At 69.0% G+C, this 24,665-nt stretch carries 27 protein-coding genes; 8 read left to right on the plus strand and 19 right to left on the minus strand.

Features of this window, described 5'->3' with window-relative positions; all coding sequences use genetic code 11:
• Positions 1 to 2: 2 nt before the first annotated feature.
• Positions 3 to 749, plus strand: a complete 747-nt coding sequence (locus tag SD37_RS41055; RefSeq protein WP_044849625.1) for a hypothetical protein — start codon at positions 3 to 5, stop codon at positions 747 to 749.
• A gap of 32 nt (positions 750 to 781) precedes the next feature.
• Here the strand turns inward: SD37_RS41055 and SD37_RS41060 are convergent, their stop codons facing one another.
• Positions 782 to 1,789 carry a hypothetical protein gene (locus tag SD37_RS41060; protein WP_044849624.1) on the minus strand — a complete coding sequence of 336 codons (1,008 nt, stop codon included), beginning with the start codon at positions 1,787 to 1,789 and terminating at the stop codon, positions 782 to 784.
• Between the two features lie 95 nt (positions 1,790 to 1,884).
• Between SD37_RS41060 and SD37_RS41065 the strand changes: the two genes are divergently transcribed.
• Entirely contained in the window at positions 1,885 to 2,676 is a 792-nt protein-coding gene (locus SD37_RS41065) for a DUF2470 domain-containing protein (protein ID WP_044849623.1), read from the plus strand.
• On the opposite strand, the gene SD37_RS41070 is transcribed toward SD37_RS41065, so the two are convergent.
• Positions 2,673 to 3,134, minus strand: coding sequence for a PPOX class F420-dependent oxidoreductase (locus SD37_RS41070; RefSeq protein WP_044849622.1), 462 nt, complete (start codon positions 3,132 to 3,134; stop codon positions 2,673 to 2,675). The two genes, SD37_RS41065 and SD37_RS41070, sit on opposite strands and share 4 nt — an antisense overlap.
• 23 nt (positions 3,135 to 3,157) lie before the next feature.
• Here SD37_RS41070 and SD37_RS41075 point away from each other — a divergent pair, with 23 nt between their 5' ends.
• The 3 genes from SD37_RS41075 to SD37_RS41085 all read left to right on the plus strand — a co-directional run bounded on the left by SD37_RS41075 (position 3,158) and on the right by SD37_RS41085 (position 5,888).
• Positions 3,158 to 3,955, plus strand: coding sequence for a CPBP family intramembrane glutamic endopeptidase (locus tag SD37_RS41075; RefSeq protein WP_037315596.1), 798 nt, complete (start codon positions 3,158 to 3,160; stop codon positions 3,953 to 3,955).
• Between the two features lie 13 nt (positions 3,956 to 3,968).
• Positions 3,969 to 5,180: an arginine deiminase gene (locus tag SD37_RS41080; protein ID WP_081736501.1), complete on the plus strand. Its 1,212-nt coding sequence runs from the start codon at positions 3,969 to 3,971 to the stop codon at positions 5,178 to 5,180.
• Positions 5,181 to 5,336: 156 nt separating this feature from the next.
• Positions 5,337 to 5,888 carry a ferritin gene (locus SD37_RS41085; RefSeq protein WP_044849621.1) on the plus strand — a complete coding sequence of 184 codons (552 nt, stop codon included), beginning with the start codon at positions 5,337 to 5,339 and terminating at the stop codon, positions 5,886 to 5,888.
• Between the two features lie 83 nt (positions 5,889 to 5,971).
• On the opposite strand, the gene SD37_RS41090 is transcribed toward SD37_RS41085, so the two are convergent.
• The 5 genes from SD37_RS41090 to SD37_RS41110 form a co-directional block, all read right to left on the minus strand.
• A complete protein-coding gene (locus tag SD37_RS41090) occupies positions 5,972 to 6,805 on the minus strand; it encodes a RodZ family helix-turn-helix domain-containing protein (protein ID WP_236725243.1) in 834 nt (277 codons plus the stop codon).
• Positions 6,806 to 6,807: 2 nt separating this feature from the next.
• On the minus strand, positions 6,808 to 7,320 hold the full coding sequence (locus tag SD37_RS41095) for a SigE family RNA polymerase sigma factor (protein WP_037316569.1): 513 nt from the start codon (positions 7,318 to 7,320) through the stop codon (positions 6,808 to 6,810).
• 205 nt (positions 7,321 to 7,525) lie between these two features.
• Positions 7,526 to 7,879: a DUF952 domain-containing protein gene (locus SD37_RS41100; protein ID WP_044849770.1), complete on the minus strand. Its 354-nt coding sequence runs from the start codon at positions 7,877 to 7,879 to the stop codon at positions 7,526 to 7,528.
• Between the two features lie 84 nt (positions 7,880 to 7,963).
• Positions 7,964 to 8,848 (minus strand): DUF5926 family protein, encoded by an 885-nt coding sequence (locus SD37_RS41105; protein WP_044849619.1) that lies wholly within the window; start codon positions 8,846 to 8,848, stop codon positions 7,964 to 7,966.
• An 82-nt stretch (positions 8,849 to 8,930) separates the two neighbouring features.
• Complete coding sequence (locus SD37_RS41110) at positions 8,931 to 9,503, minus strand: hypothetical protein (RefSeq protein ID WP_044849618.1); 573 nt, start codon at positions 9,501 to 9,503, stop codon at positions 8,931 to 8,933.
• Between the two features lie 355 nt (positions 9,504 to 9,858).
• Between SD37_RS41110 and SD37_RS41115 the strand changes: the two genes are divergently transcribed.
• Complete coding sequence (locus SD37_RS41115; RefSeq protein ID WP_037315619.1) at positions 9,859 to 10,074, plus strand: hypothetical protein; 216 nt, start codon at positions 9,859 to 9,861, stop codon at positions 10,072 to 10,074.
• Between the two features lie 54 nt (positions 10,075 to 10,128).
• A complete protein-coding gene (locus SD37_RS41120; RefSeq protein WP_044849617.1) occupies positions 10,129 to 11,298 on the plus strand; it encodes a cytochrome P450 in 1,170 nt (389 codons plus the stop codon).
• A 28-nt stretch (positions 11,299 to 11,326) separates the two neighbouring features.
• Here SD37_RS41120 and SD37_RS41125 read toward each other — a convergent pair whose 3' ends face one another.
• The 10 genes from SD37_RS41125 to SD37_RS41170 form a co-directional block, all read right to left on the minus strand.
• Complete coding sequence (locus SD37_RS41125) at positions 11,327 to 12,265, minus strand: DUF4328 domain-containing protein (RefSeq protein WP_044849616.1); 939 nt, start codon at positions 12,263 to 12,265, stop codon at positions 11,327 to 11,329.
• 35 nt (positions 12,266 to 12,300) lie between these two features.
• Positions 12,301 to 12,651, minus strand: coding sequence for a rhodanese-like domain-containing protein (locus SD37_RS41130; RefSeq protein ID WP_044849615.1), 351 nt, complete (start codon positions 12,649 to 12,651; stop codon positions 12,301 to 12,303).
• A 47-nt stretch (positions 12,652 to 12,698) separates the two neighbouring features.
• On the minus strand, positions 12,699 to 14,330 hold the full coding sequence (locus SD37_RS41135) for a solute symporter family protein (protein ID WP_044849614.1): 1,632 nt from the start codon (positions 14,328 to 14,330) through the stop codon (positions 12,699 to 12,701).
• Entirely contained in the window at positions 14,327 to 14,671 is a 345-nt protein-coding gene (locus SD37_RS41140; protein WP_044849613.1) for a DUF485 domain-containing protein, read from the minus strand. The genes SD37_RS41135 and SD37_RS41140 overlap by 4 nt, the downstream gene beginning before the upstream one ends.
• A 140-nt stretch (positions 14,672 to 14,811) precedes the next feature.
• On the minus strand, positions 14,812 to 16,605 hold the full coding sequence (locus tag SD37_RS41145) for a sodium/solute symporter (protein WP_044849612.1): 1,794 nt from the start codon (positions 16,603 to 16,605) through the stop codon (positions 14,812 to 14,814).
• 31 nt (positions 16,606 to 16,636) lie between these two features.
• A complete protein-coding gene (locus tag SD37_RS41150; protein ID WP_044849611.1) occupies positions 16,637 to 17,161 on the minus strand; it encodes a hypothetical protein in 525 nt (174 codons plus the stop codon).
• A gap of 9 nt (positions 17,162 to 17,170) precedes the next feature.
• Entirely contained in the window at positions 17,171 to 18,004 is an 834-nt protein-coding gene (locus tag SD37_RS41155; protein WP_044849610.1) for a LytR/AlgR family response regulator transcription factor, read from the minus strand.
• Between the two features lie 144 nt (positions 18,005 to 18,148).
• Complete coding sequence (locus tag SD37_RS41160) at positions 18,149 to 19,552, minus strand: carbohydrate-binding protein (protein ID WP_044849609.1); 1,404 nt, start codon at positions 19,550 to 19,552, stop codon at positions 18,149 to 18,151.
• A gap of 185 nt (positions 19,553 to 19,737) precedes the next feature.
• Entirely contained in the window at positions 19,738 to 20,583 is an 846-nt protein-coding gene (locus SD37_RS41165; RefSeq protein WP_044849608.1) for a S49 family peptidase, read from the minus strand.
• Between the two features lie 19 nt (positions 20,584 to 20,602).
• Positions 20,603 to 21,898 carry a histidine kinase gene (locus tag SD37_RS41170; protein WP_044849607.1) on the minus strand — a complete coding sequence of 432 codons (1,296 nt, stop codon included), beginning with the start codon at positions 21,896 to 21,898 and terminating at the stop codon, positions 20,603 to 20,605.
• Positions 21,899 to 22,068: 170 nt separating this feature from the next.
• On the opposite strand from SD37_RS41170, the gene SD37_RS41175 reads away from it, so the two are divergent.
• The gene (locus SD37_RS41175) at positions 22,069 to 23,199 is read left to right on the plus strand and encodes a serine hydrolase domain-containing protein (RefSeq protein ID WP_044849606.1); all 1,131 of its coding nucleotides are present in this window, start codon (positions 22,069 to 22,071) and stop codon (positions 23,197 to 23,199) included.
• A gap of 30 nt (positions 23,200 to 23,229) precedes the next feature.
• Here the strand turns inward: SD37_RS41175 and SD37_RS41180 are convergent, their stop codons facing one another.
• Entirely contained in the window at positions 23,230 to 24,093 is an 864-nt protein-coding gene (locus SD37_RS41180) for an Fpg/Nei family DNA glycosylase (protein WP_044849605.1), read from the minus strand.
• Between the two features lie 32 nt (positions 24,094 to 24,125).
• Positions 24,126 to 24,566, minus strand: a complete 441-nt coding sequence (locus SD37_RS41185; protein ID WP_044849604.1) for a hypothetical protein — start codon at positions 24,564 to 24,566, stop codon at positions 24,126 to 24,128.
• Positions 24,567 to 24,665: the final 99 nt, after the last annotated feature.

The raw sequence follows: 24,665 nt of genomic DNA on the forward strand, positions 1-24,665 counted from the left end.
ATATGCGCTTCGTCCGTGAGCTGACCGAACCGTGGGGACTGCTGCTGGCGGCCACCTCGGCGGGGGCGGCCTGGGCGGTGCAACTGCCGGTGGTCGCCGCCCTCGGCGTCGGCGTGACCGTGCTCGCCGCCCGTGCCGGGATCGCCGCCGCCACCGCCAGGACGGAACCGGAGAGCGAAGCCGGCGAGCGGGTTCCCCCCGACGTCGAACCGGGTTCGCCCGAGGCGGACTGGCTGCGGCGCGCGGAGGCCGCGGCCGACGGATTCCGGTCGATCTCCGCCTCGCTCGACACCGGCCCGCTCGCCGACCGGGTGGCCGACATGGAACCGGCGGTGCGCGAAACCGTCGACACCCTCCGGCGGCTGGCCGGGCGTACCTCGGCCACCGGTAAGGCCTTGGCGCGAGTGGACATGGCCGCGGTCGCCGCCGAGAAGAAGAGGCTGCGGCAGGAACTGGAGGCCGCCGACGACGACATCCGCGGCGACCTCATGCAGTCACTCGAAGCCGTGCAGGCTCAGGAAGACGTGCACGCCCGGCTTTCGAGCGCGCAGCGGAAGCTGCTGGCCCAGCTGCGCTCCGGCGCCCTCGGACTGGACGGCCTGGTCGCCAGGGCGGCCGAACTGTCGGCCGCCACCGGCGACGCGCTGCTCGACACCACCGCGATCGGTGAGCTGGGCGAACAGCTGGAGGGGATCCGGCGAGGCGTGGTCGAAACCGAAGAGGCGACGCGGCGGACCGGGTTGTCGTGAGTGGTAATGACGGTTCTAACCGTCATTACCACTCACGAGCCGAACTTGACCGGCCCGAAAACCGCGTGACCAGGCACTCCGGCCTTCGCGACCTTCCCGGCCTTCGGCACCCCGAGTACTGAGAGCCGGCCCGTGGCGGCGATGTTGGCGGCGAGCGAGGGATCGGAACCGCCCGCCCGCACCGAGACCTCGCGGCCGTCCGGCAAGACCGTCCGTCCCGTCACGGTGACCATGCCGAAGAGGTTGACCGACGCCGGTCCGGACACCACGAACAGCTCGGTCCAGCGCGGTTCGGGTATCGGCCGCAGCAGCAGGAGACCGGTGACCGCGAGGCCGATCGCCGCCAGCCCGCACGCGACCGCGAGGGCGAGCGAAGACGGCACGAGCACGCTGCCCCGGTCCGGGAGGTCGAAGGAGATCCAGAGCGCCAAGAGCGCGACCACCAGCGTGATTCCGGCGCCGACGAAGTAGTGGAACGCCAGCAATCGGCGTTGCAGCCCCAACAGCTTGCCCGGTGAGACCGGCTCGGCGAGGAAAGGCGTCGAGCCTTTCGCCGGGGCGTCGCGGAACTTGCCACGCCGGGGCACGATGTTGCCGGGCAGGACGAAGAACGGGCCGAGCGTCCACAGCCGTCGCTGGGCCGCGAGTTGTGCGCGAAGCGGGGCGGGCAGCCGCGCCACGAACCACTGGCCATCGAGCGGGACGCTCACCCGTGAACCGGCGGCGACCGCGCCGTCCAGCCCGTTCACCAGGCGGAACGGTTCGCCGGTCAGGTTCCGCATCGGCAAGGATCCGGCGATGGTGATGAAGCCGAAGTACAGCGAAGTCGGCGTCGCGAAGACGAGGAGGAAGACCGGCACCGCGGTTCCGTACTGCCCGGTGAAGAGCAACATCGCGCCCAGCGCGGCGATCAGGCCGGCGGTGAAGGCCACCGTCCCGGCGGTGACGTTCGTGCGGTCCAGCAAGGGGACGAGGACCGGCATGTTCTTCGCCGGAATCCCTTCGGGTGGTTCGAGCACCCGGTTTCTGCGGTCTTCCACCTGGTCAACCTAGTCGCCGCGGAGGTGACGTGATCGAACCTACTTCCACTCGGCGCGTAAATCAGGTTAGGCTCACCTAACCTAGGAGGTGAGCCGTGACCACACCGACGTCCCTTCGCCGCCCTCCGGCGCCGAACCCCGCCGAGCGGGCGAAGACGATCGCGACCCGCAACGGGCCGGCGACGCTGACACCGACCGCTGAGCAGCGTGACCAGCCAGGACAGTACGGCCGCGTCATCCCCGAACTGCATCACGTGCACACGAGCGGCAGCGTCAGCATCCTGCTGCCGGACGAGCACCACCTGGTGAAACGGGCACACGAGGCGCAGCGCGGCGAACTCGCGGTGATGGTCGAGCTGACCGATCAGGCCCCGGTCACCCTGCGCGAACCGATCCGCGGGCTGCTGTGGATCACGGGCTGGCTCCGTCCGCTTTCCGAGGTCTCCGCGCGCGCCCGCGCGGTCTCCATCGCCGAAACCCGGCCGGACGAGCGTCTGCTCGACGTCGGACACGGCCTGACGCTGCTGAGGCTGACCCCGGCGTCCCTGGTGCTCGCGGACGCCGAGGGCACGCACTCGCTCCGGCCGCATATGTTCAGCGCCGCGCCGCCGGACCCGTTCCACGACTACGAGGCCAACTGGCTGCGGCATCTGGAGACCGACCACGCGGACGTCGTCCAGCAGCTCGCCAAACATGTGCCGACCGAGCTGCGCGGCGGGCGGATCCGGCCGCTCGGGCTGGACCGCTACGGGCTGCGGCTGCGGGTCGAGGCCGAGACCGGCGACCACGACGTGCGGCTCGCGTTCTCGCGTCCGGTCGAGGGGCCGCCGCAGCTCGCGGCCGAGATCCGGCGCCTGATCGGCTGCCCGTTCTTTTCGGAGGGTTAGGCGAGTTCCGCCGGGAAGCCGCCCTTGGCGATCGGACCCCACGAGTCGATGGTGACGCGGATGATGCTCTTGCCCTGCTTCACCATCGCTTCGCGGTACTCGTCCCAGTCGGGATGCTCCCCCGAGATCGCGCGGTAGTAGTCGACCAGCGGCTCGACCGAGTCCGGGAGGTCGAGGACTTCGGCGGTGCCGTTCAGCTGCACCCATTGGTCGTTCCACTCGTCGGAGAGGACGCAGGCGGACACCTTCGGCTCGCGCCGGATGTTGACGACCTTCGCGCGCTTCGGGTACGTGGAGATGACGAGGCGGCCTTCGCTGTCGACGCCGCAGGTCACCGGCGAGAGCTGGGGGCCGCCGTCGGCCTTGGTGGTCATGAGGATGGCGCGGTGGCGGGTGGACAGGAAGTCGACGAGCGCGGCACGGTCGACGGTTTCGTTGGTCGCGATGCTCCTGGGCATGACCCGACGGTAGCGTGCGGCGGATGAGCTGGCTGCGTCCCGAACGCCCGGCGCTGCCGGAATTCGTGGAAGATCCGGCGCGCCGCCGCGCGATCGTCATCGAACTGGTCGTCGTCTTCGGAATCACCCTCGGTCTGTCCGGGCTGCGCAGCCTGCTGTCCCTTGTGGACTCGCTGCTGCAGCCGGTTCCGCTGGCGCAGCAACAGGCCCAGCTCAACGTTCCCCAGGCGACACTCAGCCTGGTCGACCTGCTCAAGCAGGTGCTGAGCGCGGGCCAGCTGGTCGGCTGGGGCGCGCTCGGGCTGTACCTGCTGTGGCGCGGCGGGATGAAACTCGCGCAGATCGGGCTGGACCGGCGGCGCCCCGGCCGCGACCTCGCACTGGGCCTCCTGCTCGCCGCGGCGATCGGCATCCCCGGCCTGGGGCTGTACTTCGTCTCCTACAGCCTCGGGTTCAGCCTCTCGGTGCAACCGTCCACTTTGGGCGCGACCTGGTGGCGGCCGATCACGCTGACGCTGTCGGCGTTCGGGAACGCGTTCGCCGAAGAGGTACTCGTCGTCGCGTATCTGCTGACGCGGCTGCGGCAGCTCGGCTGGCGTGAGAACACCTCGCTGGTCGCCTCGTCGGTGCTTCGCGGGTCGTATCACCTGTATCAGGGGTTCGGCGGTTTCGTCGGCAACGTCGTGATGGGCCTGGTGTTCGGCAGGCTGTGGCAGAAGACGAACCGGCTGTGGCCGCTGATCGCCGCCCACACCGCGCTCGACTTCGTCTCCTTCGTCGGATACGCGCTGCTCAAGGGGCGAGTTTCCTGGCTTCCCTAGCTACTGTGAACTGGTGATTGACGAGACGACTCCACCCCGAGTTGACAGCGAAGTCGGCCCCCTGCGCGCGGTGCTGCTGCACAGGCCCGGCAACGAGCTCAAAAGGCTCACGCCTCGCAACAACGACCAGCTCCTGTTCGATTCCATCCCCTGGGTGGACCGCGCGCAGGAGGAGCACGACGCGTTCGCCGAGGTGCTCCGCGGCCGCGGCGTCGAGGTGCTGCTGCTGGCCGACGCACTGCGCACGGCGCTCGCCGACCCCCGTGCCCACGCCGCCGGCGTGCACGCGGCCGTCGACGAGCGACGGCTCGGGATCGACCTGGCCGATTCGCTGCGTTCCCACCTGTCGAGCGTCTCCCCCGAGGTGCTGGCCGAGGCCCTGATGGCCGGGATGACCTTCGAGGAGCTGCCCGCCGCCGAGGGTGTCTCACTGGTCCGGCTGATGAACCATCCGAACGACTTCGCCGTCGACCCGCTGCCGAACCTGCTGTTCACCCGTGACTCGTCGGCGTGGATCGGCAACCGGGTCGCGGTCTCCTCGCTCACCATGCCGGCCCGCGTCCGCGAGACCGCGGTGCTGGACCTGATCTACGCCTACCACCCGTGGTTCCGCCACGCGTCCCGCGCGTACGGCGCGCATTCGGCGCCGATCGAGGGCGGCGACGTCATGCTGCTCTCGCCGGGCGTCCTCGCGATCGGCGTCGGCGAGCGGACCACCGCGGCCGGCGCGGAATCGCTGGCGCGGTCGGTGTTCGCCGACGGGATCGCGCACACCGTGCTCGCCGTCCCGATCCAGCAGACCCGCGCGACCATGCATCTGGACACCGTCTGCACGATGGTCGCGGCCGACGCCGTCGTCATGTATCCGCTTTCCCGCGATTCGCTCACCGCGTTCACGATGCGGCCCACCGATGACGGTTCCATGAAGGTGGAAGGACCGGCCCCATTCCTGACCGCGGCCGCCGAAGCGATGGGAATCGACCGGCTTCGCGTCATCGACACCGGACTCGACCCGGTCACCGCAGAACGCGAGCAATGGGACGACGGGAACAACACCCTCGCCCTCGCACCGGGCGTCGTCGTCGGCTACGAACGCAACGTGGAAACCAATGCCAGGCTTGAGGAAGCTGGCATCGAGGTGCTGGCCATCACCGGCTCCGAGCTGGGCTCCGGCCGCGGCGGGCCGCGCTGCATGTCGTGCCCGATCCGACGCGAAAGCATCTGAAACAATAATTAAGTAAGCCTTCCCTAATCAATTGAGATCGATTAGGGAAGGCTTACTTAATTGAGGTGGGCCTAGTATCGGTAATGGTAACCTAATAGGGGGCAGATCACCAGTAAAAAGTGGAAATGAATAAAGCCATCACGTATTCTCGAACACATGGCCCTCATCAAGAAGCAACCGCGCTCGAAGTTCTACGAACTGCTGCAGGCGCAGATCCACAACGAGTTCAACGCCTCCCAGCAGTACATCGCGCTGGCGGTCTGGTTCGACGCCGAGGACCTGCCGCAGCTCGCGAAGCACTTCTACAAGCAGTCGGTCGAGGAGCGCAATCACGCGATGGCGCTGGTCCAGTACATGCTGGACACCGACCACCACGTGGAGATCCCCGGCACCGGCGACGTGCGCAACACCTTCTCCGACGTCACCGAGCTCATCGAGCTCGCGCTGCAGCAGGAGAAGGACGTGGCGACCGACATCCAGCAGCTGGCCAAGGCCGCCCGCGCCGAAGAGGACTACATCGGCGAGCAGTTCACGCAGTGGTTCCTCAAGGAGCAGGTCGAAGAGATCTCCCAGATGTCCACACTGCTCAACATCGTCAAGCGCGCGAACGGCAACCTGTTCGAGGTGGAGAACCACCTGCACCGCGAGTCCGTCGGGGACAGCGGCGCCGACTCGGGGATGCCCCCGGTCGCGGGCGGGGCGCTCTGACGCGCTGACCGCTCTCCCACCACAGGGAAAACCCGGGTCCTCCCCCCTTGGAGTGGCCCGGGTTTTCTCTGTTCGCGGACGGCTCAGCTGAACTGGCAGCCCTGGTCGAGACTGGTCAGCAGGATGCTGACGGCGGATCCGTCGCCGGACACGAAGATCCGGTACGCGCTCACCGCTCCGGCGGGAGCGATGTACGCGCCGCCGTTCTTGGTGCTGCCGGGATAGGCCGCGAGGATGTCCGCCTCGGTCGAGCCGACACCGATCCCCTCCGGGGTGTGCACCGTGCCCGCTGGGTTGATGACGGTGATCCCGTTGCCCTCGGTCAGCGACACCGACGTCGGCCCCGGGACCGCGGTTCCCTCCGCGTAGCCGTACGTGCAGGCACCCCGGACCTCCTTCGCCCGGAGCGGCCCGGCGATCGCCTCCGCCTCGGACTCGCTCATCCCGAGCCGGAGCTTGCCGAAACCGGTGGCCGTCAGCAGCGCGCCCGTGGTCACCTTGCCCTGCGCGGGCGGTTTCGTGGCCGCGGTGCTCTTCGGCGGCTTGGCTGGCCCGTCGGAGGCCGTCGACGGCGGCGGCGCGGGCGCGTGGCTCGTCTGCGGCGCCGATGAGGACGCCGTCGGTGCCGGGCTCGCGGGTCCCGGCTGGACCTGGCTGGTCGCGGACTGCCCGAGGCTGAGCTGATCGGCGGAGATGATCGCGCCGTTGTCCTTGTCGTGGATCGAGAAGACCGTGAGCCCTCCGCCCACCATGATCACCGCGGCGGCCATCCCGCTCGTGGTCTGCATCAGCTGGCGGCGACGACGGCGGCGACGGGCGCCCGCGACGATCGTCTCGGGATTCAGCGTGGACTCCGCGCCGAGCCGCTCGTCTGAGAACAGGTCGCGCAGCTTCTGCTGCACATCCTCCTCGGACATGTTCATCCCGCTTCCCTCCCTTCACCCTGGGGTTCGATCAGTGCGAGTTTCGTACGCAGCGAATTGATCGCCTTGCTCGCCTGGCTCTTCACGGTGCCCTGGCTGATGCCGAGCGAGTCCGCGATCTCCGCTTCGGACAGTCCCTCGTAGTAACGCAGGACCATCACCGCACGTTGTCTCGGGGGCAGGGCGCGTAACGCCTGCCACAACGGCTCGTGCTCGAACGGGTCGGCCTGGCTGTAGGGCCGCGTGTCCGGCAGGTCGGCGACGAGGCTCTCCCGTTTGGTCCGGCGCCACCGGCTGACATGCGCGTTGGCCATCGACCGGCGGATGTAGGCCATCGGGTCGCCGGTCTTGTGCTGGACGTAGGACCAGCGGGAACCGATCTTCTCCAGCACGGTCTGGACCAGGTCGGCGGCGTCGTGCGGATTCCCGGTGAGGGCGTGTCCGTACCTCAGCAGCCCCGGCAGGCTGGCCCGCACGAAGTCGCCGAAGTCGGTGAGCTCACCCGGCACGTCCCTCCCTCGGGTCTCGCCGGACACCCAGACATCCGTCCCCGAGATGACCGTCGCGGCAGCGGTCACCGTATCGCCTCCTCCCGGGGTCACTCGGCCAGCTATGTCTGGCTCGCCTCTCCCGAAACGCATGGCAGCCCCCGCAGGTTGTCTCGTACCGCGAACTAGTTCGAGAGACGCCCATACGGATGAGGAGTTGCCAGCCTCAACGTCTCGACAAGGAGTCGGGAATTCTGAACGAACCGTCCCCCCGAACAGGGAATTCGTGTACGGCGACCACAGCGTTACGGGGTATCGGACCGTAAACGTGCGGAAACTGGATGCCGTCGGGATGCGGCGGGTCGCCGTCCTCCCAGACGACGGGAGCGCCGACGAGTGCCGGGTCGATCTCCAGCAGCACGAGATCGGTGCGGCCGGCGAAGACGGCGTTGGCGGGGATGTGCGCGGTTCCCGGGTCCGAACAGTGGATGTAGCCGTCGGAGTCGAGCGACGCGGCGGTGTAGACGCCGCCGTCGGGCACCGCGGCCCACTCGCTCTTCCCGCAGATATGGAGGATCACCCGCCCATCCTCGCGCATTTCGTCCTCTGGATGCGGTGGTTGCGCGCGCAACTATCGCATCCAGAGGACGAAACGCGAGGAAGGTCAGCGGATGGTGAGCTGGCGGCCGATCAGGCCGTCGCGCGAGCGGCGCTCGGCGGCGTTGAGCGGCTCGGTGTCGAGGGACTTCAGCGCCGCGTCGAGCCGCACGCCGAGCTGGTCCTTCGCGTCCGCCCACTCGCGCGCGTGGGCCTCGGGGTCGAGGTCCCACACCGGGACGAGCAGGCCGTGCGCGCGGAACGAACCGGCGTAGCGGGAGCCCTCACCGAGGCCGAGTTCCCCGGCCGCGGACAGCCGCGCAAGCGCTTGCAGCAGCAGGTTCTCCGGTTCGGGGCGGACCCAGCGCAGGTGCGCCTTCTCCCCGGCGAGCACCCAGTACGCACCCGCGCCGAGGCGTTCGGTCGGCATGATCGCGGCGTTCGCGCGCTCGAGGGACAACGCGACGTCACCGCTCGCGTCGGCGTCCTCGGGCAGCCACCAGGCGAAGTCGTTGTAGAGCGTGGCGTCGAGTTCGGCGCCCGTGTCGAGCAGGTCCTGCAGGCGGGCCTTCTCGTCGGCGGTGGGCGGCGTCGTGGTGTCCGGCACGGACAGGACGTCGCCCTCCTTGGCGTCCAGCACCCACAGGAGCGCCCGGCCGAGGTCGCGGCTGATGTCCGAGGACCGGGTCTGCACCTGCATCCCGAGGTAGCGCTCGCCGTCCGACCGGACGAACGCGGCCGCCGCCATCGGCAGCACCGTGCCGAGGGTGACCTTCTCGTCGGAGCCCGCCAGCGTCAGCGCCGCCGTCGCCGAGGGGACGAACTCGCGCAGCGCGATCAGCTCGGTCTCCGCCGCGAGCCCCTCGAAGGGCTGCCCGACGAAGACGTCGCGCACCTTCGGCTTGCGGTCCGAGGTCGTCTTGGGACCCTTCTTGCGCGAACCCTTGCCCACGTCAGCCTCCTCAAGCTCGGTTCGGAACGCTATCGCGGGAAGGACGGGGGTCGCGTAAGACCCCCGCCCTTCCCGCGGGCGATCAGGACCGGACGGCCGGACGGCGGCGCATCAGGACCACGCCACCGGCGCCCGCGGCACCCGCTCCGGCCAGCCCCGCGATCAGCCAACCGGCCGACGCAGGCTCGTCGACGGGACCGCCGCCGGTCTGCGGCGCCCCGGCGGGCACCTTCGAGACCTGCTTCGCGGCGGGCTGCTTCTCGGCCGGAGCCTTCTTCGCCGCCGGGACGACCTTCACCGTCGCCGAGGGCTCGACGGTGTCGCACAGCAGGACGAACAGGTAGTTGCCGGGCTTGGTACCCGGCTGCGCCCGGTAAGTCACCTTCACGTCGGTGCCACCGGCCCGCTTGACCGACTTGTCCGACACCTGCTTGAACTCGTCCGGCGCGACGAGCGAGAAGCCGTACGGCGTGACGCAGCGACCCTGCGCGGTCACCGTGTCCCCGGCCTCGACGGACTTCGGCGAGACCCAGAACTTGGTGCCCTTCGGCTTCTCCGGCGCCTCGACCGGTGCTTCGGTGGCGAACGCGGTGGCGGGCAGCAGCGCGAGCGCGGCGGCGGTGAGCCCGGCGAAAACGGCATGACGAATACGCATGGAAATCCCCAATTCCTGAAAAAGTCGATTACCCCAGAACAATTCCGGGCGAAAGCCACGGAATCCCCTTGCCGGACCGCGCTTCCGCGTTCCAATACCCATAGAGACGCCGCGTCGCGCCCGAGGTTCAGCGAGGTTGGTAACGAAAACATCGCGGATGACACCCCGCCGACCGGCGGATTGACCGGATCGGCCGGTTTCAGCGGCCGTTCGTGTACCACGCAAACGTGACTGAAAACGGTTTTCATCATCCGGACGATCTAATCGCGGGTGATCAGCCTGCCGTTTCACCCTCACCGCGACGAATACTCGTGAAGACGCCGACCGGCGTCGTCGTGCGGAGAAGGGATCACAGATGAGCACCTCCAAGCGCCGGGCCGCGCTGGCCGCGTTGCCGGTGGCACTCGGGCTGATGCTGGCCGGGCCCGCGGTGGGCACGGCCTCGGCCGCGCCGCGGACCGACAGCGCCGACCAGGCCCGGCATTGCCTGCTGTTGTGCGTCGGTCATCACCACCACGGGCATCATCACCACGGCCTGCACCTGCACCTGGGCCTCTGGCTGCATCTGTGATCCCCCGCGCCGCGCCGGGACGGACTCCCGGCGCGGCGCGGCTACAGTCGAGGCGTGTTCGACCCCAGCGATCCCGTCTTCCTCGCCGACCCCTACCCCGCCTTCGCCGCCTTGCGCGAAGCCGCCGACGTGCACCGTCACGAGGAACTCGGCATCGCCGTGGCGGTGTCGCACGCCGCGTCGGCCGCCGTCCTCCGGCATCGCGGGCTCGGCCGGATCTGGACGGACGCGCTGCCGGTGGAGCGGTTCGCGTCGTTCAACCTGCTGCACCGCAACTCGCTGCTGGAGAACGAGCCGCCCGCCCACACCCGGTTGCGCCGGGTGATCGCGGGCGCGTTCGGGCGCGGGCACGTCCAGCGGCTACGCCCGCGGGTCGCCGAACTCACGGACGGCATGGTCGGCGCGCTCGCCGCCGAGATCGCCGAGACCGGCTCGGCCGATCTGCTGGAGCATCTCGCCCAGCCACTGCCGGTCGCGGTCATCGCGGAACTCCTGGGCGTCCCGGTGACGGACGGCCCGCGCATGGTCACTCTGTCGAATCACATCGTGAAGATGTATGAGTACGGTCTCGCCGAGGAGAAGCGCGACGCCGCCGAAGCCGCCGCGGCGGAGTTCGTCGACTACCTGCGCGACGTCGCGAAGCAGCGCGCGAGCGCCCCTGGCGAAGACATCGTCAGCGACCTTCTCCGCAGCGAACTCACGGAGGACGAACTGGTCGCGACCGCCGTCCTGCTCCTGATGGCCGGGCACGAGGCGACGGTGAACGTCATCGGGAACGGCGTCAACGCGCTGCTGACCCACCGCGACCAGTGGGAGCGGCTGGTGGCGTCGCCGGATCTGCTGGACCCGTGCGTCGAGGAACTGATCCGCTTCGACGCGCCGCTCCAGTTGTTCGAGCGGACGGCGACCACCGACGTCGAGATCGCCGGGTTCCGGGTGGCCGAGGGCGAGAAGATCGGCGCGCTGCTCGGCGCCGCCGCACGCGACCCGAAGGTGTTCGACCGGCCCGACACCCTCGACATCGGCCGCACGCCGAACGCGCACCTCGGCTTCGGCATGGGCATCCACTACTGCGTCGGCGCGCCGCTCGCCCGCGTGGAGATCGCCGCCGCGCTCGACTCGCTGACCACGAAACTGCCGGGTCTGGAACTCGCCGAAACGCCGGAGCGACGGCCGGAGTTCGTGATCCGCGGGCTGCGCTCGCTACGCGTCACCACGCGATAGCAAAGGTCCCCCGCTCTCTTTCCCCAGGTCAGCGCACGGAGGAAGCGGGGCGTTCGCGGCGTTCCGGATCCGGGGCGCCGTCCACCTTCAGCACCCGAAGCAGGCGAAGGCGCTTCTCCGACACGGGTGACAGCAGGCCGGACATGCGCTTCACGAGCAGCGCGGTCATCACCGCGAGCCCGGCCGCGGCCAGATCGGTCAGCGCGACCAGGATGACCCCGTCGGCCAGCGCCTGGACGCCGTCGCGGAATCGCCAGACGATGACGAGCACGAGCAGCAGCCAGTTGAGCACCCAGGCACCCCACCAGGCCAGCACGAGCCGCGACGGCTTCGGCCGCGTTTCCCGGGTGCGGCGCAGGACGGCGTGTTCGAGTTCGGCGACGATCGGCAGCACCAGGATCAGGTTCACCACGGGCACCAGCACGAACACCAGAACCTGCCATTGCCGCCTCGGCGGCACCTCGTCGGCGGCGTCCGCGGCGGCGTGCCGGGCCACGAGCAGCCACCAGACGGTGAGCCCGGCCGGCAGCAGCGAAAGGATCGTCGTGAGCAGGCCGGCGGTGACCACGAAGCCGTCGGAAACCGAGACGACGGACGTCGACAGCGCGGAGTCGCGGCTCCGCACGAGCAGGACATAGCGCCAGATCTCCGCCGCCGAGGCGACGAGCGCGAGGGCGGCGAAGGTCCACAGCACCGGCAGGAGACTGCGGGTGATCACCCGCAACCGTTCGCCCGCGGTGACCTCACCGGACGCCGTGCCGGGGACCGCGGTCGGACGGCGCCAGACCAGGTTCGGGAAGCCCCACCGCGGCGGGACCGGATAGGACGGTGGCCCGGAGTAGCGCTCGGCCACCGGTTTGCGCCGCTGCGGCCAAGCACCGGGAGGCGGCGAAGCGACCCAGCGGAGGCGATGACGCGGGGGCTGGTGCCGCGGCTGCTGCATCGGGGCCGGGCGGACCGGCGGCACCGGCGTTCTCGGCGGGTAGTGGCCTGGCTGCACGGTTACAGCACTTCGGGTTCGGCGCCGGGATGGTCGGCGACCATCGGGCGCCCCTCCTGCTGCCAGGAGCCCATCCCACCCGCGACGTTGACCGCGTCCCAGCCGCTCGCGTTGAGCCACGCGGCGGCGCGGGCGGACCGGCCGCCGCTGCGGCAGATCACGTAGACCGGCTGGTCGTCGGGCAGATCGTCGAGTTCGCCGACGCGCGCGGGCAGCTCGCCCATCGGGATGTGCTTGGCGCCAGGGGCGTGCCCGGCGGCCCATTCGTCGTCCTCACGGACGTCGAGCAGCGCGACACCGTCCTTCGGCAGATCACGGACGGCGACGGTCGGGATGTCAGCAGGGCTCACCACCCTGCCATCCTCGCATCTCGTCCCGTTGCGCGCGCGTGAAGAAGGCCTCAGTGCCGCACGGCTTTTTCCGCCCCGACGCCGGTGAGCGAGCGGACCTCCATCTCGGCGTACTTCTTCCCGTCGTACTCCTTCGACAGCACTGTCCCGAGCCAGCCGAGGAAGAACGCGACCGGGATCGAGACCAGGCCGGGGTTGTCGAGCGGGAACCAGTGGAAGTCGACGCCCTGGATCATCGAGGCGCTCTTGCCGGTCTTCGGATCGACAGGCTTCCCCGAGACGGCGGGTGAGAAGACGATCAGCAGGACGCAGACGCCGAGACCGCCGTAGATGCTCCACAGCGCGCCCTGGGTGTTGAAGCGTTTCCAGAACAGCGAGTAGAGGATGGTCGGCAGGTTCGCCGACGCCGCCACCGCGAACGCGAGCGCCACCAGGAACGCCACGTTCTGGTTCTTCGCGAGGATGCCACCGACGATCGCGACCGCCCCGATCACCAGCGCGGTGATCCGCGCGACGCGGACCTCGCTGTCGGCGTCCGTCTTGCCCTTCTTGAGCACGTTCGCGTAGACATCGTGCGCGAACGACGCCGACGCCGTGATCGTCAGGCCCGCGACCACCGCGAGGATCGTCGCGAACGCCACCGCCGCGATGAACCCCAGCAGCACCGGGCCGCCCAGTTCGAGCGCCAGCAGCGGCGCCGCCGAGTTGGTCGTCCCCGGCGCCTTCGCGATCACCTCCGGCCCGACGAGCGCGCCCGCGCCGTAGCCGAGCACGAGGGTGAACAGGTAGAAGATGCCGATCAGCGCGATCGCCCAGACCACCGAACGGCGCGCGTCCTTCGCCGTCGGCACCGTGTAGAAGCGCATCAAGACGTGCGGCAGACCCGCGGTGCCCAGCACCAGCGCGATGCCCAGCGACAGGAAGTCGAGTTTGGTCGTGCCGGTCTTCCCGTACTGCTTGCCGGGGCCGAGCAGCGCCTGCCCGGTCTGGCCGCCCTTGTCCACGGCGGCCTGGAACAGGGTGGAGAGGTTGAAGCCGTACTTCCCGAGCACCCACAGCGTCATCGCGAAGGTACCCGCAATCAGCAGGACGGCCTTGATGATCTGGACCCAGGTGGTGCCCTTCATCCCGCCGATCAGCACGTACAGGATCATGATCACGCCGACGACGGCGATCACCAGGTCCTGGCCGAGGTTCCCCTCGATGCCGAGCAGCAGGTTCACCAGGCCGCCCGCCCCCGCCATCTGCGCGAGCAGGTAGAAGAACGAGACGGCGAGTGTCGAGATCGCGGCGGCCGCGCGGACGGGACGCTGCTTCATCCGGAACGCGAGCACGTCGCCCATGGTGAACTTGCCGGTGTTGCGCAATAGTTCCGCGACCAGCAGCAACGCCACGAGCCACGCGACGAGGAACCCGATCGAATAGAGGAAACCGTCGTAACCGTTGATCGCGATCGCGCCGGCGATCCCCAGGAACGACGCCGCCGAAAGATAGTCACCCGAGATCGCGATGCCGTTCTGCGGACCGGTGAACGCGCGCCCCGCGGCGTAGTAGTCCGACGCGGTCTTCGTATTCCGGCTGGCCCGGAAAACGATCACCAGGGTGATCGCGACGAAGACCGCGAAAATGGTGATGTTGAGCGTCGGATCGCTGCCCTGGACGCCCGCGGCCAGCGTGCTCACCGTTCCGTCCCCTCGACCTCATGGCGGATCTTGTCGGCGAGCGGATCGAGTTTCCGGTTCGCGTACCGGACGTAGAGGCCGGTGATCACGAAGGTGGACACGAATTGCAACAGGCCGAAGACCAGGCCGACGGTGATGTTGCCGAAGAGCTTGGTGCTCATGAACCCGGTCGCGTAGTCGGCGAGGAGCACGTAAAGCAGGTACCAGAGAAGGAACAGGGCCGAGACCGGGAAAACGAATACCCGCAGCCGTCGTCGCAGCTCGGTGAATTCCGCGCTCGCCTGCACCTTTTCCCAGTCGGATTCGGGATCTGACCCGAGGTCTTGATCGGTGTCGCTCACGTCGGACCTCCCACCTGCCGCAACCATTCGGTGATTTCGTTGTCACGAAAGATCATGCCCCTCATAGGGCGCGGAAGGGGCAATCCATTTGAGTGAACGGTACGACTCTGAGTAGAGCGTTGCAGCACGACCGGGTGAATTTACTTCCGGTGACGACCCTTGCCGGTGGTCCGCGCCTTCTCCTCGGCCTGCCCGAACCGGGCGACCGCGCGATCCCGCATGAAGCCGAGCGGGTCGGGCGCGTGCAACCGCAGCATCACGCCGTGGACGTCGTCCGGCCGCCCGTAGCCGGTCGCCCGGCTCACCACGTAGGTGGCCAGGAACGCCGCCGGGACGGTGATCAGCGCGGGCTGGTTCGAGAACCACGGCGCCCAGCCGCCGGTGTACTTGCTGACGATGTTGACCACCAGCGCGGTCAGCACCAGCCCGCCGCCGACGAGCATCCCGGCCAGCGCGCCGGGCCAGCTGAGCTTCCGCCACCAGACCCCGAGCAGCAGCAAGGGACTGAACGTGGACGCGGCCAGCGCGAACGACATCCCGACCGAAAGCGAGAGGTCCTCCGACGGCAGCAGCACCGCCAGCCCGAACGGGATCAGCGCCACGATCGCCGTCGCCACCCGGAAATCGCGGACCCGGCCGGGCAGGAGGTCGGTGGACACCACCCCGGCGACACTCACCAGCAGCCCGGACGAACTGGACAGGAACGCGGCGAACGCGCCCGCCGCCGTCACCGCGCCGAGGAGCTGGCCCCACAGTCCGGGCAGGACGGCGGACGGCAGCAGGAGGACGGCGGCGTCGGTCTTCCCGGTCACCAGCAGTTCCGGGACGTACATCCGGGACAGCGCGCCCAGCAGCGTCGGGAACAGGTAGAACAGGCCGAGCAGCAGCAGGACGTGCACCGTCGTGCGGCGCGCGGCCTTGCCGTCGGGGTTGGTGTAGAAGCGGACCAGGACGTGCGGCAGGCCCATGGTGCCGAGGAAGGTCGCGAGGATCAGCGAATAGACCTGCAGCAGATCGGTGAGACTGCCCGAATTCGGCCGGAGCCAGTCGCTGTTGGACGCGGGCGCGTCGCTGACCACCGGGACCGGCGTGCCCGCGGGGAACTTCAGGGTGGTGCCCTTGCCGACCTTGTGCCCGGCTTCCGGGGTCCACACCGCGAAACCGTTGGCCCGCGCGCCTTCGACCTGACCGTACGCCTCGAGCAAGGTCACCGAGGTGACCTTCAGCGTGACGTCGGTCTGCACCGTGACCGTGGTGTTCTCGGTGAACGCCGGCGGGGCGGGCTGCCCGAGCGGGCGCGCGCTGCCCGGCCCGCCGGAGCCGAGGAAGACGATGCACAGGATGAAGGCCGGCACCGCGATGGAGAACAGCTTCAGCCAGTACTGGAAGGCCTGGACGACGGTGATGGCGCGCATCCCGCCCGCGATCACGTTGAACCCGACCACACAGGTCACCAGGATCGCGCCCGCCCACGCCGGCACGGGCAGGATGGTCGCCAGCGTCAGCCCGGCGCCCTGCAGCTGCGGGACCATGTAAAGGATCCCGATGAACACCACGAACGCCGTCGAAACCCGGCGCAGCAGGGTCGAGCCCAGCCGCATCTCGACGAAGTCCGGCAACGTGTACGCCCCGGATCGCCGCAGCGGCGCGGCGACGAACAGCATCAGCGCGAGATACCCCGCGGTGAAACCGATCGGGAACCACAGCGCGTCGGCGCCGTCCTTGAGCACGATGCCGGCGACGCCCATGAACGACGCGGCGGACAGGTACTCACCGGAGATCGCGGCGGCGTTGCGCCGGGAACGCACGGTGCGGCGGGCGACGAGGAAGTCGTGCGTGCTGACGGCCGACCTCGAGGAGCGGTGCCCCAGGTAGAAGGTCAGCACCGCGACCAGCACGATGCCGGCGACGGCCCACGGATTCAGCTGCTGCACAGCAGGGATCCTCGCATGTGCAGCTCCGCAATCAGTTCTCGATCATGTCGACGAAGTCGCGTTCATGGCGTTCGGCGAGCCGGTTGTACCAGAGTCCGATGCCGAACAGGAACGGAAACGGTGCCACGCCGAGGATCAGCCAGGACAGCGGGATGCCGAGAACGGTCAGCCGCCCGAAGGACGGGATCAGGTAGAACAGCACCGGCAACGAGCACAGCGTGACCATCACCAGCAGGGCCAGCAGCGCGGCCGTCCGCAGCTGGATCTTCACCAGGTCCTTGACCAGGAGCTTTCCCCAGCTGGTCTGCTCTTCGAGTTCGACCCTGGCCCGCAACGTGCTCGTGGCCTGCCGCGGATCGGCGAGGATCACCCGCTGCCGCTTGGGTTTGGCGTGGTGTTCGGGCTTCGGCTGCTCGTGTTTCGGACCGGACGGCGCACCCGGCACCGGCTCCACGGCGGCACCCTCGGACGGGGCGGGTTTCTTGTGCCTGCCCTTGCCCAGGGTCGGATCCGGCTCGCGGACGCCGTTGACGCGGCGGTAGAAGTCGTCGGTCATGTCCCGGGGCTACGTCGACCGGTTGGCGCCGACGAGCCGGTCCTTGAGCGCGCGGGTGTGACGGCGGCTCACCGGCAGCACCTTCTCCTCGTTGCCGATGACGACCTGGTAGCCGCCCTGCCCCATGCGCAACTCGGTGATCAACGGCAGCGAGACCAGGAACGACCGGTGGATCCGGACGAAACCCGCCTTCTCCCAGCGCTCTTCGAGCTGGGCGAGCGGGATGCGGACCAGATGGCTGCCGTCGGTGGTGAACAACCGGGCGTAGTCGCCCTGCGCTTCGACCCAGCGGACCGAGGACCGCGGGATGAGCTTGGTCGTGCCGGCGAGTTCGACGGGGATGACCTCGTCGTCGTTCTTGACCTGCCCGACACCGGACGCGCCGGGCGGCGGCGCGGCGTTGGCGGCGAGTTTCTCGATCACGCGGGAGATCGCGCGGTCGAGCCGATCCTGTTGATAGGGCTTGAGGACGTAGTCGAGCGCGCCGAGGTCGAAGGCGTTGACCGCCTCTTCGGCGTGCCCGGTCACGAACACCAGCGCCGGTGAGGGGCGCAGCGCGGCGAACACGCGGGACATCTCCATGCCGGACAGTCCGGGCATGTCGATGTCGGCGAACACCGCGTCCACGATCGGCAGGCCGCGTGCCTTGCGGTCGCCGAGCCTCGGATCGTCGGTCGACAGCAGGCGAAGCGCCTCCGAAGCATCGATCGCCGGGAAGACCAGGGCGACGTGCGGGCTGTTCCGGAGACAGTGAACCAGTTCGTCCAGCCCTTTGGGCTCATCGTCCACCGCAAGGACAATGAGCTTCCGGGTGTCATCGTGAGCACTCACAGTGAGTCGCATAATGCCCACTGCCGGGTTCCCTGTCCAGCCCGCTCCGGGAAAGTCGAACGAAAAGGACGGCACCGCCCACCCCCGCGCCTGGGGTGGCCGGTGCCGTCATCTTTCCGGTGGCACGAACCGCCTAGCCGTGCCACGTCCGGCCCTTCACGAGGTGAAGGTGAACCAGTTGACGCTCACGAAATCCGCGGGCTGTCCGCTCGTGAAGGTCAGATAGACGTCGTGCTTCCCGGTGATCCCGCTGATGTTCGCCGGAACGGTCCGCCAGCTCTGCCAGCCGCCGGTGCCGGCGATGGCGAAGCTGCCGACGGGCGCGCTGGAAAGACTGTCGAGCCGGACCTCGACCAGACCGCTCACCCCGCCCGTCGCGCCGGACGCCACCCGCGCCTGGAACTGCCTGGCGGTCTGCGTCCCGAAATCGATGCCCGGGTACAACGCCCAGTCACCGTTGCCCGCCGGGCCGATGTTCTGGCCACCGCCGGAATCGGACGTGGTCTGCTTGGCGATCCCGGCGGCCTGGCTGTAGGACTCCGCCTGGATCGTGCTGTACGCACTGCCACCACCGGGATTACTCGTCGTTGTCGTCGGGGTGGGTGTCGTGCCCCCGCCACCGCGGGTCAGGACGGTGACGTAGTCGACGAGCATCGGACGTCCTGGCACGATCCCCGGCCCCGGCGTCGTGGTGCCGGAGTTGTTGTTCGGGAACGCGCCGCCGATCGCGACGTTCAGCAGCACGAAGTAGCCCGCGTGGCCGGTCATGTTCGCCCACGTCGTGGCGTCGACCTGGTTCTGGCTGACCGAATGGAACTGCTGTCCGTCCACGAACCAGCGGAACACGTTGGGGACGGCGGAGGTGTCCCATTCGAAGGTGTAGGTGTGGAACGCGCTCTGACAGCTCGCGCCGGGGCAGGTCCGGCTGCCGACGAGGCCGGTGGTCTCGTTGCACGGGCCGCCGGGGTTGACGCCGCAGTGCAGCACGCCCCAGACCGTGTTGATCCCGTTGACGTTCTCCATGATGTCGAACTCGCCGACGGCGGGCCAGTTCCAGTAGTTGCCGCGATACGGCGAACCGAGCGCCCAGAACGCGGGCCAGTAGCCGAGCGCCGCGGCGCCGGTGACGTTCGGCATCTGGATGCGGCCTTCGATGCGCAGCGCGCCACCCGACGGCGGTTTGAAGTTCGTGCGCTGCGTTTCGATCCGCGCCGAGGTCCAGTTGCCCGCGCTGTCGCGCAGCGGCGTGATCCGCAGGTTGCCGGAACCGTCCTGGGCGAGGTTGGCGGGATTCGCGGTGTAGTTCTGGATCTCGCCGGTGCCCCAGTTGCCGGGGCCGCCGGGGTAGGCGTGGCCGGTGTCGATGATCCAGTTCGCGCTCGACGGGAGCGAGCCCGCGGCGCCGGTGAAGTCGTCGGTGAAGACCGTGGTCCAGCCGGCGGGCGGCGGCGGGACGGCGGCCGAGGCGGGGAACGTCAGGGGGACCGTGATCAGTGCCGCGCCGAGCGCCGAACCGAGCGCGATCTTCCAGCGGCTCCGGTGGGGAGACGTAACGGACATCGGACCTCCTCGTCATCATTGTCGAGGTTTTGTTGCCGGTCACAACAAAGCGGTATGTCCGATATGACACCTGGTCTGAACCACTTACGCCTACCACCGTTCGGGTGAATCCATTCCCACCCCGAACGCTAGGAAAGGTCCTTTCCTCGCAAATTTTGCAAGGAAAGGACCTTTCATAGCGCGCGTCAGAGGCCGAAGCGGCTCCAAGCGGCCTTGTGCTGGACGGCGTCCAGCAGCGCGCTCGCCGCGGCGGGAGCGCCGATGCCGAGCCGCGCCAGCAGCGCCTTCTTCGGTTCGGCGACCGAGATCTCGGCGTCCGGGTACCGCTCGGTGATCACCTGACGGAGGCTGCCGACACCGTCGATGAGACCGAGTTCGACCGCGCGGGCACCCAGCCAGACGTCGCCGGTGAACAGGTCCTCCGAGCTGGAGAGCCGGTCTCCGCGGCGCTCGGTGACCCAGTCGACGAACAGTTCGTGGAGCTGGCCGTGCATCTTCTTCAGCCATTCCACGTCTTCGGGCTTCTCCGGGCTGAACGGGTCGAGCCGGGACTTGTTCGCGCCCGCGGTGTGCAGCCGCCGCTCGATGCCGAACCGCTCCAGCAGGCCGGTGAACCCGAACCCGCCGCTGATCACGCCGATCGAGCCGACCATGGACGTCCGGTGCGCGTAGATCTCGTCGGCGGCGCAAGCCAGCCAGTACCCGCCGGACGCGGCGACGTCCTCGGCGAAGGCCAGCACGGGCACGTTCTTCTCGTCGGCGAGCTGGCGGATCCGTTCCGCGACCAGGCCCGACTGCGTCGGCGCACCGCCCGGTGAGTTGATCTGCAACGCGACGGCCTTCAGCCGCTCGTGCGCGAACGCGCGGGTGAGCGCGGACTCGACGGCGGCGAGGTTGATCGCTCCCCTGGCCAGGGGCGACGGGGTCGGCGTGATCACCCCGTGCAGCTTCACCACCGCGACGACGTCCTTGCGCTCACCCCGGTCGCCGATCATCGGGAGACGGGAGGTCAACTTGTCCGCAACGCTCATACCGCCAGGTTACCGACGTTCACGACGGCAGCACGCCGCTGCGCGAACCGCTCACCCCGCTGGCCTCACTCGGACCGCCCTGCGGCGGGACAGCGGCGCTGTCGGCGGAGAAGTCCGGCAGGTTCGGCCGCACGCCGGGCATGAACTTCGGCACCCGCAGGGTCACCTTCATGCCGGCACCGGGAGCGGTCTCGACCATGAGCGCGTAGTCGCGGCCGAACACCTGCTGCATCCGCTGGTTGATGTTGCCGAGTCCGACGTGCGCGCCCGTGCGGTGCTGGCTGCGGAGGTCCGCGAGTTTGGCGGGCTCCATGCCGATGCCGTCGTCCTCGACGCTGATCAGCGCCTCGGCGCCGTAGTCCTCGGCGATCACCGTCACGCAGCCGCCCGACGGCTTGGACGCCAGGCCGTGCTTGACGGCGTTCTCCACCAGCGGCTGGATGATCAGGAACGGGACGACCACCGAGAGCACCTCGGGCGCGATCTTCATCCGCACCTCGAGCCGTCCGCCGAAGCGGGCGTTCTCGATGGTCAGGTACCGGTCGATGTTCCGCAGTTCCTCGGCGAGCGAGGTGAACATGCCCGACGTCCGGAACGAGTAGCGCGTGAAGTCGGCGAAGTCCTGAAGCAGCTCTCGCGCCTCTTCCGGGTCCGTCCGGATCAGCGACGAGATGGTGTTGAGCGCGTTGTAGACGAAGTGCGGCGAGATCTGCGCGCGCAGCGCCTTGATCTCGGCCTGCTGGAGCTGGTTCTTCGATTCGTCGAGGCGGGCCAACTCGAACTGGGTGCAGACGAACTGCGCGACCGCGTCGGCCATCTGCACCAGCCGCCCGCGCGTGCGCCCGACCACGATCAGCGCGGCCTCGGTCTCGCCCTCGACGATCAGCGGCACGATCACCGCCGTCCGCATCCGGCAGGTACCGCGGTGGTTGCACGGCATCTTGTCGTGCGCGACGACCTCGCGGCGGTGCTTGCGGATCGCGTTGCCGATGGCGTCGACGAGGTCGACGTAGTGGTCGTTGGCCTCGCCGTCCCACGACAGCAGCGTGCCCTCGCTGTCGGTGATGCCGACCGCGACGCAGTCGAGCATCTCCAGCAGCTGGCTGGTGATCTTGTCGGCGACCTGTTCGTCGAGTCCCTCGCGGAGGTCCGGTGTCGCCTTCGACATCCGGTGGACGGCCTGCAGCACCGCGTTCTCCACGATGCTCGCGGGGCGCCGCAGCTTGATCAGCAGGACGACCACGAGGATCGCGAGGAGCAGCGCCACCCCCCAAGGGATGATCTGCGCGATCTCGAGCCCGGACACGGCGTCCATGCTCTGCGCTCGACCAACCGGGTGCAAGGCCTGCTCCCCACTTTCCGTTGAGTTGTGACAACTGAGGGTGGAGCCGACCCTACCCAAGACCGGGGTGGTGTCCCCATGGTCGCTCCCCGTCGACCGGGAAAGACTCCTCCACAGGCAATCGCTTCCGGGGGAGGAACACCATGCACGGAACGGCGAAAGTCGTCGCGGGGGCGCTGGCGGGGGTCCTGCTGGCGAGCGCGTCGGCGGAGACGGCGGCCGCGACGGGGGACCCGGTGCGCGCGGCGGTCGCGGACCTCGTCGGAGCAGGGGGATTCCCGGGAGCGGTCGTCCACGTACGGAACGGTGAGACGGTTTCGCGGTTCGGCGCCGGGTACGCGAACCCGGTCACGCGCGAACTCGCGGGACCGCATCACCGATTCCGGATCGCCAGCAACACCAAGGCGTTCGTCGCCACGGTGGTGCTGCGACTGGCGGGTGAAGGCGCGCTGTCGCTCGACGACACCGTGGAGCGACGACTGCCGGGTGTCGTACGCGGACCGGGCTACGAGCCGGACAAGATCACGCTGCGCATGCTGCTGAACCACACCAGCGGCTTGCACGATCCGCTGGATCCGCACTTCTTCGACCCGTACCTCGTGCAGGGGAACCGGGCGCACGTCATCACGCCGTCGGAGGTGATCCGGCGGTCGCTCGCCGACCGTCCGTCATTCGCGCCGGGGGCGGGCGTGCAGTACTCGAACACCGGATATCTGTTGCTGGGCAAGGTGATCGAGCAGGTCACCCGCCGCGACGTCCGCGAGGAGATCCAGCGGCGGCTCCTCGATCCGCTCGGCCTCGGCCGGACGTACTTCCCGGTCTGGTCGCCATTCCTGCGCGGGCCGCATCTGCACGGATACGACATGAGCACCCCGGCGAAGGACATGACGGTGTTCAGCCCTTCGTACGATTGGACCGCCGGCGCGATGGTGTCGACCGTCGACGATCTCGCGACGTTCCATCGCGCTTTACTGGCAGGACGGCTGCTGGCGCCGGCGCAGCAGGCGGAACTCAAGCGGCTGGTGCCGCACGGTGAGTTCGGCGCGTACGGCGCCGGGGTGGAGACCCTCACCCTGCCTTGTCCGGGTCACCCGAAGACCGTCTGGGGCAACACCGGGGCCGGGCCGGGGTTCTTCAGCGTCTCGATGAGCACCGAGGACGGCTCGAAACAAATCGTGCTGGCGCTGAACGTGTACGACCTCGCCGCGGACGTGCACGGTGGCCGCCGGGTGCCGAAGCCGCCGATGCCCGCGGTGATGGCCGCCCTCTGCTGACCACGTTTTGGCCCTCTGCCTGCCCGCGTTTCACTTGAGCAGGCGCGACATCCGCCGGTCGGCGAGGGGCTTCCCCCCGGTCTGACAGGTCGGGCAGTACTGGAACGACTTGTCCGCGAACGAGATCTCGCGGATCGTGTCGCCGCAGACCGGGCACGGCAGCCCGGTCCGCGCGTGCACCCGCAGCCCGGACCGCTTCTCCCCCTTGAGCCGGGCCGCGGATTGGCCGACCGAGCGCGTCACGGCGCTGGTCAGCACCTCGCGGATCGCCTCGGAAAGCCCGTCCAGCGCCCCTTCGGACAGCTTTCCCGTTGTGGCGTAGGGGGAAAGCTTCGCCATGTGCATGATCTCGTCGGAGTAGGCGTTGCCGATCCCGGCGATCAGCGACTGGTCGGTCAAGGCCGTCTTCAGCCGTTCGGTGCGCCCGGCGAACAGCTTCTCGAGTCCCGACCGGTCCAGTGACAGCGCGTCCGGCCCGAGCCGCGCGATACTGGCGACCTCCTTCTCCGGATCACGCACGATCCAGACGGCCAGGCCCTTCTTCGTGCCGGCCTCGGTGAGGTCGAAGCCCGGGCCCGCGGCCGCGTCAAGGTGGACGCGCAGCGAGATCGGCCCCTTGCCGGGTTTGAGCGGCGTCGGCGACAACGCGTCGGACCAGCGCAGCCAGCCCGCCCTCGCCAGATGGACGACCAGGTGGAGGTCGCCGACGACGAGGTCGAGATGCTTGCCGAACCGGCCCGCCCCGGTGACCTCGCGGCCGTGCAGCTCCGTCCACGGCGGTGTCGCCGTCTTCAGCACGCTGAGGGATGACACGTCGATACGGAAGACCGTCTTGCCCACCGCGTGTTCACGCAGGTGGTGAGCGAGCGCTTCGACCTCGGGTAACTCGGGCATGGCCCCAGTCTCGCGCGTTCAGGCCGCCGCGACTACTCCACCGGGTGCAGGGGGCCGTCGAAATCCGGCAGCGAGTGCTTCTGGATGGTCTTGGTGATCTTCGAGACCTCGCCGCGCACGGTGAACATGCCGCGGATGGTGCCCACCCAGCGCTCGGACGGCCTGTCACCCGCCAGATCGCCTTCGGTCTCGGCGACCACGGTCCACGGACGGCGCAAGATCCACCGAAGCGGGAAGAACAACGCGATCAGCAAGAGTGCCAGCGGAACCCAGGACGGGATCATCACGTCCGCCGGTGTCCACATGATGAGCACGATCGCGAGCACCGCGGTCACGGCGATCATCGCGATCCCCGGGCCGTAGCTGCCGGCCACATCGTGCTCGAAGTCGTCCGCAGTCGCGGGAGCACGCCATTCCATCTGGGCTCGGACCACCCAGTCACGGCCGTCCTCGCCGTGCACCAGCCGGTTCATTCAGTCGCCTCCCGCGCGGCCGCTCGCTCGTCGTGAGCGACCCCCACCGTACCGTGACCACGGCATGATTCGCGAGAGTTCGAAGGCGATACGGCCCTC

The organism is Amycolatopsis orientalis, from assembly GCF_000943515.2.
Lineage (GTDB): Bacteria > Actinomycetota > Actinomycetes > Mycobacteriales > Pseudonocardiaceae > Amycolatopsis > Amycolatopsis orientalis.

Coding starts and splice junctions, on each gene's coding strand:
- SD37_RS41055 (WP_044849625.1), top strand. CDS start 3: ATGCGCTTCGTCCGTGAGCTGACCGAACCGTGGGGACTGCTGCTGGCG.
- SD37_RS41070 (WP_044849622.1), bottom strand. CDS start 3,134: ATGCCCAGGAGCATCGCGACCAACGAAACCGTCGACCGTGCCGCGCTC.
- SD37_RS41075 (WP_037315596.1), top strand. CDS start 3,158: ATGAGCTGGCTGCGTCCCGAACGCCCGGCGCTGCCGGAATTCGTGGAA.
- SD37_RS41085 (WP_044849621.1), top strand. CDS start 5,337: ATGGCCCTCATCAAGAAGCAACCGCGCTCGAAGTTCTACGAACTGCTG.
- SD37_RS41090 (WP_236725243.1), bottom strand. CDS start 6,805: ATGTCCGAGGAGGATGTGCAGCAGAAGCTGCGCGACCTGTTCTCAGAC.
- SD37_RS41110 (WP_044849618.1), bottom strand. CDS start 9,503: ATGCGTATTCGTCATGCCGTTTTCGCCGGGCTCACCGCCGCCGCGCTC.
- SD37_RS41115 (WP_037315619.1), top strand. CDS start 9,859: ATGAGCACCTCCAAGCGCCGGGCCGCGCTGGCCGCGTTGCCGGTGGCA.
- SD37_RS41150 (WP_044849611.1), bottom strand. CDS start 17,161: ATGACCGACGACTTCTACCGCCGCGTCAACGGCGTCCGCGAGCCGGAT.
- SD37_RS41155 (WP_044849610.1), bottom strand. CDS start 18,004: ATGCGACTCACTGTGAGTGCTCACGATGACACCCGGAAGCTCATTGTC.
- SD37_RS41160 (WP_044849609.1), bottom strand. CDS start 19,552: ATGTCCGTTACGTCTCCCCACCGGAGCCGCTGGAAGATCGCGCTCGGT.
- SD37_RS41165 (WP_044849608.1), bottom strand. CDS start 20,583: ATGAGCGTTGCGGACAAGTTGACCTCCCGTCTCCCGATGATCGGCGAC.
- SD37_RS41170 (WP_044849607.1), bottom strand. CDS start 21,898: ATGGACGCCGTGTCCGGGCTCGAGATCGCGCAGATCATCCCTTGGGGG.
- SD37_RS41175 (WP_044849606.1), top strand. CDS start 22,069: ATGCACGGAACGGCGAAAGTCGTCGCGGGGGCGCTGGCGGGGGTCCTG.
- SD37_RS41180 (WP_044849605.1), bottom strand. CDS start 24,093: ATGCCCGAGTTACCCGAGGTCGAAGCGCTCGCTCACCACCTGCGTGAA.
- SD37_RS41185 (WP_044849604.1), bottom strand. CDS start 24,566: ATGAACCGGCTGGTGCACGGCGAGGACGGCCGTGACTGGGTGGTCCGA.